The 1,752-nt window shown below is 74.3% G+C and carries 2 protein-coding genes; both read left to right on the top strand.

Annotated features, from left to right (window positions below; genetic code table 11):
* Positions 1-3: 3 nt before the first annotated feature.
* Entirely contained in the window at positions 4-678 is a 675-nt protein-coding gene (locus tag EIO58_RS17350; protein WP_127820494.1) for a winged helix-turn-helix domain-containing protein, read from the top strand.
* Positions 679-912: 234 nt separating this feature from the next.
* Positions 913-1,752, top strand: an 840-nt coding sequence (locus EIO58_RS17345) for a DNA-3-methyladenine glycosylase family protein (protein ID WP_127820493.1), incomplete at its 3' end; no start/stop codon positions are given.

Below are 1,752 nucleotides of genomic sequence, written 5' to 3'. Positions count from 1 at the left end.
CCGATTCAGGCGCCCCCGGCGCCCGCCGCGCCGGCTCCGCAGCAGGCGCAGCCTTCCCGCGCTCTTCCCGCCGGCACCGCGCCGCGCGGCTTCGCCCTGTACGTCGGCATCGACGAGGCGAAGGCGGCCGCGTCGGGTGTGAGCCTCGGCGTCCTCGTCGACGCGCTGCGCCGCACCCTCGCCGAACTGACGCCCGACGCCGAGACCTACGCCACCGTCGCTCTGGCGCCCGTCGGCGCCGGCGGACGCGACGTCGACGTCGTGCGACTCGCACTCCACGAGCCGTCCGCGATCGCACGCACCAAGCAGGACGAGCCGGAGGACGAGGATCGCAGCGCCGGCGGCGTCGTGGTCGACATCTCGCGCAAGCGCGTGCTGATCGACGGGGAGTCGGCGTCGTTCACGTTCAAGGAGTTCGAGCTGCTGCAGTACCTCGTGCTGCGCGAGGGCCGCACGATCGAGCGCACCGAGCTCGTCACGTCGCTGTGGCAGGGCGCCTCCGAGGACGAGGCTCCCGGCGAGCGCACGATCGACGTGCACGTGCGGCGCCTGCGCGCGAAGCTCGGCCGCTACGAAGACATCGTCCGCACGGTGCGCGGAGTCGGCTACCGCTTCGATCGTCACGCCGACGTCGTCATCCGGTACGGCCACGGCACCCCGTCGCCCGATCGCTTCTGACGCCGTCACCGGTCACGGTCGCGCTCTCGTCGTGCTGAGGTGGCGCGACGCGCCGCCAGCCACCGCGCGAGGCGACAGAACGCGACCCCTGACCTCCCGAGCATCGTGTCGCGCGCGCTGAGGTGGCCCGACACGCCGACACCCACCCCGCGATGCGGCCACAAGCGGCCCCTGAGCGCCGACAGCGATCTTGCGCGGCGGGGGATGTCGGAGGCCGGAGCGTAGGGTGAGGGCATGACGACGTCGCTCTCGCGCATTCCCCGCACGAGGGATGCCGAGCGCTTCGCCGCACGGGCCGCACCGGCCCGAGACCCCCGCACCGAGCACGCGCGTCCGCTCGAGACCGAGTACCGCCCGCGCCATCCGCTCGACCTGCACCGGACCGTGCTGTACCAGCGGCGCGGCGCCGCCGACCCGACGATGACCGTCGCGGGATCGGTCATCTGGCGCGCAAGCCGCACGCCGATGGGCGTCGCGACGCTCGCGATCCGCGAGACCGGCCGCGGCATCGTCCGGGGTGCGGCTTGGGGACCGGGTCGCGAATGGGCGCTGGCCCAGCTGCCGGCCCTGTGCGGCGACCGCGACGACCCACACGACTTCGACGCCGCACGGCATCCGCTCATCGCCGAGGCCCACCGGCGCACCCCCGGGCTTCGCCTGTCGCGCACCGACCTGGTGTTCGACGCGCTCGCGAGCGCGATCTTCGAGCAGAAGGTCACCGGCATGCAGGCGTTCGGGGCGTGGCGGCGCGTGGTGACCTGGGCCGGCGAGCGCGCGCCGGGGCCCACTCCCACTCCGATGTTCGCGCCGCCGACGATCGAGAGGTGGCAGCGGGTTCCGTCATGGGTGTGGCACCGGGCGGGCCTCGAGCCTCCGCAGTCGAAGACCGTGGTGCGCGCGGCACGCCGCGGCGACGCGATCGTGCGGGCGGTCGAGGCCGCCGAAGACGGCGAGGCCGTCGACCGCGTGCTCGTCAGCCAGCCCGGCATCGGGCCGTGGACCTCGGCCGAGACGCGCATCCGCGCCTTCGGCGACGCCGACGCGGTGAGCGTGGGCGACTACCACGTCGCGCAT

The sequence above is a fragment of the Microbacterium sp. CPCC 204701 genome (assembly GCF_004010105.1).
Taxonomy (GTDB): domain Bacteria; phylum Actinomycetota; class Actinomycetes; order Actinomycetales; family Microbacteriaceae; genus Microbacterium.
Note: the sequence above shows the minus strand (reverse complement) of the source record. Positions and strands in the feature narration are given on the sequence as shown.